This window comes from Eubacterium sp. (assembly GCF_057858645.1).
The window spans coordinates 66,936-74,741 of record NZ_DBLZZO010000012.1; the positions used below are offsets into that span (position 1 = coordinate 66,936).

Annotated in this window: 6 protein-coding genes; 1 reads left to right on the top strand and 5 read right to left on the bottom strand. The window is 29.9% G+C overall.

Translation table 11 applies throughout. From position 1 onward, the window contains the following. Positions 1-22: 22 nt before the first annotated feature. The gene (locus ACZM4J_RS05750) at positions 23-202 is read right to left on the bottom strand and encodes a helix-turn-helix domain-containing protein (protein WP_021952314.1); all 180 of its coding nucleotides are present in this window, start codon (positions 200-202) and stop codon (positions 23-25) included. Positions 203-412: 210 nt separating this feature from the next. Between ACZM4J_RS05750 and ACZM4J_RS05755 the strand changes: the two genes are divergently transcribed. Next, entirely contained in the window at positions 413-874 is a 462-nt protein-coding gene (locus ACZM4J_RS05755) for a helix-turn-helix domain-containing protein (protein ID WP_021952313.1), read from the top strand. Between the two features lie 320 nt (positions 875-1,194). Here ACZM4J_RS05755 and ACZM4J_RS05760 read toward each other — a convergent pair whose 3' ends face one another. The 4 genes from ACZM4J_RS05760 to ACZM4J_RS05775 form a co-directional block, all read right to left on the bottom strand. Then, positions 1,195-1,365 (bottom strand): CopG family transcriptional regulator, encoded by a 171-nt coding sequence (locus tag ACZM4J_RS05760; RefSeq protein ID WP_118025297.1) that lies wholly within the window; start codon positions 1,363-1,365, stop codon positions 1,195-1,197. Between the two features lie 182 nt (positions 1,366-1,547). Beyond that, positions 1,548-6,755 (bottom strand): Ig-like domain repeat protein, encoded by a 5,208-nt coding sequence (locus ACZM4J_RS05765; RefSeq protein WP_489485769.1) that lies wholly within the window; start codon positions 6,753-6,755, stop codon positions 1,548-1,550. A 27-nt stretch (positions 6,756-6,782) separates the two neighbouring features. Beyond that, a complete protein-coding gene (locus tag ACZM4J_RS05770; RefSeq protein ID WP_489485770.1) occupies positions 6,783-7,145 on the bottom strand; it encodes a hypothetical protein in 363 nt (120 codons plus the stop codon). Between the two features lie 4 nt (positions 7,146-7,149). Next, the coding region (locus ACZM4J_RS05775; RefSeq protein WP_489485772.1) for a hypothetical protein at positions 7,150-7,806 on the bottom strand (657 nt) is incomplete at its 5' end.

Genomic DNA, 7,806 nt, shown 5'->3' on the forward strand with positions numbered 1-7,806 from the left:
ACCTTCCTTTTATAAATATTTTCTAATCACCGCTGTACATTACTTTTTTTCTGAAATAAGAAGTACAGACACGTCCTGCTACCGTGATGATGCCTTTTTCTTCCAGTTCCTTATTAAGCTGTCTTACAATCTTGTAAGCCTTGGACTTTGAAACAGAAAGTTCTTCTGCAACATCGTCGACTGTCATAAAGTTCTTTTCCATGATTTTTTCCTCCTTCATTATATTTCTTAAACATATTTGTTTAAGATAATGTGCATTATATTAAACTTTTTAGTTTAAGTCAATAGAAAAATTAACTTTTTTTGTTTAAGTTTTTCTTGATATACATTTTTACCTATGTTATACTGACATTAGCGAATTTGTTTAAGTTATCCCGCATTGGGAATTTTTATGTTAAATTGGAGGTTTGTTATGGCAATTGGTGAAAGAATTAGAACTTTTCGCAAGCGTAAAGGTTTAACTCAAAAGGAATTGGGAGTTCAGTTAGGTTTTAAGGAAAGTACTGCTGATATCCGCATGGCTCAATATGAAGCAGAGAAACGTGTTCCCAAGGATGATTTGATTGAAACTCTTTCTTCCATTTTGGAAGTTTCTCCTGCGGCCATTAATGTTCCTGACATTGATACTCATGTGGGAATTATGCAGCTTCTGTTCACTCTTGAAGATATTTATGGTATATCCGTCAGACAGGAAGGAAGTCATGTTACCCTTGATTTAGGTGCCATCCACGACGCTTTAGGTCATGAGGCAAAGTCCTGGGCAAAGATGAAGTCCAAGCTTGATACCGGAGAAATCTCCAAGGAAGAATACGATAATTGGAGATACAACTATCCGGCTAATACTCACGGATATCATAAACTAATTGATTTATAAAAGAGCATAAAAAAACCTTACTGACTCCTCAAAATCAGTAAGGTTTTTTCATTTATACATATGGGTAAATTGTTTTAGTGTTGCCATATCGTTGCCACGATATAATCACTACCTCTCACAATGCCCATAAATAAAGGCATTGTGGGATTTTTGTGTCTATTCAAACTCTAAAAAGGCTGACGGTTGATAGGTGTTTCTCTTTACTCTCTCTGTCCATATTTTGCCTCTCGTTTGATTAAAATTTCTAATTATTTTGACTTGTTATTTTTTTGTTCTCAAGTTGTGGTCAACTTAAAGAATATTGCATCGTGGCTTGCATTTTATTTGCACTGCTCATACAAAAGTTCTAAGCCCTTTTTAAAAGCTTCCGCTTTTGTCATTGAATGTGCCTTAGCAAACTCAACGAGTTTTTCGTGTTCCTCATTTGATAGCCTAACCGAAATTTTGTTGACCTTCGGATTATCTATCTTTGGTCTGCCCATCTTTGCCATACCACTGCCTCCTATTAATAGCTATTATACTTTATGACCGTCAGTTAGTCAACCACTCTTGAATTGCATTTTTCTCCGCCTATTTCTTGCAATTAAATTTAGCAATTACTCTTCCAGTAATCTTTAAGAAATTATTCTGCATTACTGCTCTAACATTTATGTGAAAATTTATTTTATAAAAATCATTCTAAATTTTCAACTTTTCTTTTCCTTTTTAATATTATGAGCATAGAAACTCCGGCAAGTATAACAATTGACATACATATCCCCAAATAAAGTCTAAAATTACCAACACCTAAATGCGAAATTTCAGGAACATTATATTTATTTCCTGCATAATCCACCAACAAGATTCCGACACTATGACTTCCATTTTCAATTGAAAATGTTATTTTATTTTTATTTGAATCATATGAATATTTAACCTTTTCTCCATCAATATATACAGTGCTTGCACTTGTATCTATCTTTTCACTTATATTGGTAATTTCAATTTTTTTCTCACCTGTTCCCTTCATCCATCCCCAATTATGAAAATATGAAGGTAAATCACATTCTGGCGCAATGTTATCTATATGAATTTGGCCTAATTCAATTTTTTTGTCAGAATCATTTACTGTGAGATAAAAAGTTGCGTCCGTATCTTCCTGATAATGATCTTTAAAGTAATCTTTTGATAATACATATCTGTATACACCTGCACCATATACTTCTTCCTTATTTGAACATTCTATTCCAGTGTCAATACTATCTCCATCGTTACTATTTAATGTAATAGAAATATTTGAATCTTTTCTAGTAATCACAGCTATGTTTAAATTTTCAAAATTATCCGGTCTTTTACTTAAAGGTCCATCTTCGTCCTCTATTGAATACCATCCCTTCCCTATCTTTCCGTTTACTCCCGGATGACTATCCTCAATGTATGCCAATACATCTGATTTAACCATTCTAACATATGTATTTTTGTTTACCTTGCTAGCATTACCGGCCTTATCATATGCAGTCATTTGAACAGCATAAATACCATCTTCTTTAAAGTCCTCCAGTTTAAATTCTTTGCTGTTCAAAGTTTTCTTTATCGTTTCCGGTAATATACTCGAAAATTCTTTTCCATTTTGATATTCTGGAATATATTTAACGATTTCATATTTTATGCAATCAAAGTTGGCATCATAGTATTCTACCATTGGTGAAGCATCGTCTTTCCTTTTTTCATCATAGACATCAATAATGTTTGTTTTTTTCTTATCAACACTTTCCCCATTAATCATAAATATCTCTGGAGCTGTTGTGTCAATTTCAAATACAACTGTGCTATCTGTTTCACCTTTGTTTTCTGAAATATCAGATGGCTTCATTTCTATTTTATATATTCCATCTCTTTCAAATTGTAATTCTATAGAATGTGTATCGCCATTATCACTCCATCCTTTTTTACTATACGCAGCATAACTTATTTTCTCTGCCCCTTTAACACTTTGATCTTTTCCTGCTTCTTTTTCAAAAACATTAATATTCATTAATTCAGGATCAAAGTTATGCTCTTTTACACTAATTGTTGCTGTTTTTTTCTTATTAAAATAATTACCCTCTTTTTGCGTACTATTATTCACAAAAGAACTAAAATTTGTAGATACGCTTGGATTAGTAGTATCCACTATAAATTCTGCCGTATATAATTCTGTTGATTTCTTTCCACCATTAGAATGTATTTTTGCTTTATGACCCACTATATCATTTGCAGACACCTGAACATTATAATCACCTTCCGGATAATCAATAGTTGCAACATAAGAATATTTGCCTTTTTCTTTGACAAATTTAGGATTTATTTTGTTATTATGGTAAGAATCCGAAATTACAATATTCAACAATTCCTTATCAAAATTTCTTTCTTCAACAGTAATATTCATTATTGCTCTTGTTTTGCTATTATAATATTTAGAATTGCTTTTAACTCCACTAGAAAAATCAATTTTAATTACAGGTGCTGTTTTATCTATTGAGAATTTCTGTGTTTTAGTATATTTTGTTTTATTCCCAGCCATGTCTGATGCTCTAAAATGTGCAACAATGTCATTATCGTCAGAGCTAAAAACGATTTTTCGAGACACCTTAACCACAAGATTTCTGTCTGTTTTAGTAACAATCCATCCATCTTCAAGTTTGTCCCCTTCTTTATATCCTTCATTGGATAGTTGTATCATTTTCTTTTCAATTTTATTGTTTTCTGCATCTACGTAGTACTCAATTGTCTTCAATCCAGATTTTGTATCCGTAATAGAAACATCTACAGAAACATTTTTAGAATATAAATTGTTTCCTAAATTATCTTTATATTTAGTCTTCTTCAATGGTTTTATATCTATTTCAGGTGCACTCTCATCTTCAATATAACCCAAAGTTGTGACTTGTTTTGATACATTACCAACCATGTCTATTGCCTTAACAAAAATCTGACCTTTAAAGCCTTTAGGTATTTCAATTTTTGCCATACCATTCACAATTGATGAAGTTTTATTTATACTATCTTCTTTCTTCCCATTATTATATACCACCAATTTATATTCGATATGACTTAATCCGGAAGATGGCTTTTTATCAGAAGTATGAATTTTCAAATAAAAGCTATTATTAAAATAATAACCATACTTAAACTCTGTGTTAAAATCATTTGTTGTTAAAATTCCATCAGATGTTTTTCTTGAAAATTCGATTTTATCAACACTTGGATTTGTCTCATCTATATTAAATGATTTATTATTATCTACATATATATTTCCAGCATTGTCCGACATCTCTACTTTTATTTTATATTTGCCATCCTCTGCTTTACCTACCTCTTTTATAATATAATCTGTTGTAAAGTTATATGTTAAAGAAGTTATGTTCTTAGGTGATGATTTTGAATATTTAGTATCAACTATTTTAGTTCCATTAATATCTTTAACTATTTCTACACCATTAACAAATATTTTTACATACCTGATTCCTGACTGCTTGTCTTCTAAGTCGATAGAAATATTTTTGTTTTTGTTGTACCACAATTGATCGTCCGTTCTTTCACTACCGTCACTCTTTGGAAGATTTATCTTTGCTATAGGTGTAATATCTTCCTGCATAACAAAATATTTGTCTGTACTATTACCCGCTTCATCTTTAATAGAAGGAATAAATTTGCTTTCTTTCCCGTATTTATCATATGCAATTATTTCGAAGTTACTATTAAACATTTCAGAATTAATTTCAAATGGTAGTATATACTCAAATCGGTTTTCAACAGATGTCATTTTTTTAACAACTCTATCTCCGTCTTTGTAATACGCAAATTCCACATAATCAATTCCACTATCACCTTGTACATCACTTGCTTCAACTTTAAATTTTAAAGATCCATTTGAATAAATTCCTGTAGATATCAAATTTAATGTTGGTTGAAATAATGCATTGTCAATTTTATTAATTGTAATACTATTTATTTTAGGATCTGCTTTGTCTATATAGCATGAATAAATACTTTTTGAATTATTATTGTTTCCTGATAAGCTTTCAATGTATCCCACAATACTAATTTTATTTTCGCTATTCCCTATATAATTTTTTACCGGTACTTTAAGGTTTATTATCAGTTTTTCATTTACTTCCTCTATTGTTTCAGCATATTCTAAATTTTGATTATTTACTTTAAATTCAACATTTTTAATATCTGAAGTCGATTTTTTTATTGTTGCAACAATTTCTAACTCGTCATTAATATCATACCAATCTTTATTATCAATAACTTTTTTATTTGGTGCTTTCACTTCATATGAAATCTCTGGTTCACTGTGATCCACGTGAATTTCATATTTTTCTGACTGTTTATTTCCACAGTTATCAACAACTGTCACCGAAAAAGTATGATCACCTTCATCTAATAAACTTGTGTCAATTGCCTGCTTATAATTTTTTTCTTGCTTATCAAAAATCTTATTTAAGTAATTCTTTATAACTGATTTATTATCGTTTTTAATTTCATCAGTTATTGTTACTGATTTAACTCCACTTCCAGAATCCTCAACTTCAATAACAAAGTCTCCACCATTATTATTAAACCAATATTGACCATTACTATTCACAGCATTTTTATAATCCGGCTTTAAAGTAGGCGTTTCTTTTTCCATGTAATAACTGTCTTTTTTGCTACTATCAATTTCTGATATTTTTTTAATTGTTTTATAACCATTAGCATCCTTTGCATGAATAGTTAAAACATCAGCACTTATACTATCATTCACTGTATAAATATAGTATCCATTTTCTAACGCCATATTACCAATGAATTTATTTCCATCAAATAATTGTACTGCATCATTATCTTTACTCATACCTGACACCGTTGCGCCCTCTTGTGCAATATCTGTAGTTTTAACTTTGATTGTAAATGCACTACTCACCACGCAAATTTTGTCATATAATATTACTGAAATTTCATCAAATGAATTTAATTCTGTTGTTGTTTCCTTTGTAGAGTCAGTTGTTGAGGCAATATATGGTTCAAATAAAACACTATCAATCCTCGGTCCTACATTGTCAGACTTTTCTTCGTTGAATTCATTGCTTGAACAATGATATTCATTTCCTGCATTATCAGTAATAAATAAATCTATTGTATGATTTTTTCCTTCTATTTTATCAGCAAAATTAACGTTTTCTCCTGGGTTATGTACTTCGTTTCCATCTAATTTATAATCTTTTTTTTCGCCATTATCAACTTGATATTCAATTTTATTAATTCCCGAATTGTCATCTCTAAATGTACATTTAACTTCGGTCTCTACCTTTTCAACACTTTCAATACCATTGGCACTCCACTCCAGCCACGTCTTTACCTTTATTTTATTATTCTCACTTATCGGATTAATTGTATCTATTACAATCTTTTTCACATCAGCATTGTCAACACTTGTCTTTACATCCTCATATACTTCTGTTGGATGAGAAGAGCTTTTTACTCCAACACGATATTCATAGTCTGAATATGTATTCTCTTTCGCGTCAAGTTTAATATTTTGTTGAGCTATATATTCTGATTCATTATACTCAGGGGTCACTTTGACACTGTTTACTAGTTCCTTTTCTTCTCCATTAATTTTGTATAATGTAAATGTTTGCACATCTTCACTTGAACTAATTGTTTTTATAGATACAGTTAATTCCTTGGAGGTTAATATGCAATCCTTAGAAATATTAGCAGCATTGCTAGTGTCTAAATCTACTTTATCAATTGACAAATTAGAAGTATCTTCTGCTTCTGCTTTTACTTCTATTACATACCCAATATTGCATAAATTGATAACAAGAATTAATGCTAATATCAATGATAATTGACTGTAAAATTTTTTCATGATTTCCTCTCCTCTTTTGCTTTGCTTTTATTTACTAAGTGTATTAGAAAGTGCCTTATACGAATTTCCCTCTACATATTTTCCATTTTTTATTTTCTTACCGGGGCGCTTATATTTATACAAACACAAACTTATTCCATATATTAATGAAATTATTGCCGTTATTGTAAATGTAAGCATCATCCACTTTAGCATTGGCGAATTATATTTAATGTCTGTTGAAACAATAAAGTTTTCAAAATTTCCTGAAACAATTATTATCCCCAATATTAATATCAACAAAATAAATCCCGAAATGATTGTAATGCGGGTTGGTTTCAAAACATAAAGAACAATTTTCTTTACTTCCTCATTCCAGATTTTTTCTTTTATTTTATTAATCCCCTTCATTTACCTACCTCATTTCAATCTCATCAAACAATTTCACAATATCACTTCTAGACTTTCCACTATCTTGACTAATTATACGAATAGATTCATCATGATTTAAAGTGTTTTTAAGTCTTACTATAATTGAATGGAATTCTTTACTATCCTTATTGTTTAGTAAGATATTATATCCTGATATAATATTCTTTTTATTATTGGAATTGTACCCTTTAATCTCAATATTATATATCACATTAGCAATATCATATCCTAATGAATTGTTTGGTTTTTTCAGTTTTACTATGTACTTTATAATTTCTGTATATCTTCTATCATCAGCATTTACGATAATATCATCTATGTACTTTGATGTGTCATTCGTATCCTCCATCTCGCTTAACAAATTTACTAATACATTTCCTTCTGCTGAATCAATCAAATTATCATTATCCAGCAAAAAATTATACGTATCACTATATACTTTTCTTTGATTTTGAGAATTTGATGACTTAATCAAATCTACTGAAACAGATCCTAATCTCTCTATTCTGGTACTGTTATAATTAGATGTTATATTATCCCATTTTTTTTGAGAAAGATAATTAAAAGAGATTTTCAATCCGCTTTGTAAAACAATTAATATAGCAATAAATCCCAAGACTGTTCCAACCATTCCAAAAGT

Bases quoted from the DNA above. Each gene is read 5' to 3' on its own strand.
- ACZM4J_RS05750 (WP_021952314.1), bottom strand. From the start codon at position 202: ATGGAAAAGAACTTTATGACAGTCGACGATGTTGCAGAAGAACTTTCT.
- ACZM4J_RS05755 (WP_021952313.1), top strand. From the start codon at position 413: ATGGCAATTGGTGAAAGAATTAGAACTTTTCGCAAGCGTAAAGGTTTA.
- ACZM4J_RS05760 (WP_118025297.1), bottom strand. From the start codon at position 1,365: ATGGCAAAGATGGGCAGACCAAAGATAGATAATCCGAAGGTCAACAAA.
- ACZM4J_RS05765 (WP_489485769.1), bottom strand. From the start codon at position 6,755: ATGAAAAAATTTTACAGTCAATTATCATTGATATTAGCATTAATTCTT.
- ACZM4J_RS05770 (WP_489485770.1), bottom strand. From the start codon at position 7,145: ATGAAGGGGATTAATAAAATAAAAGAAAAAATCTGGAATGAGGAAGTA.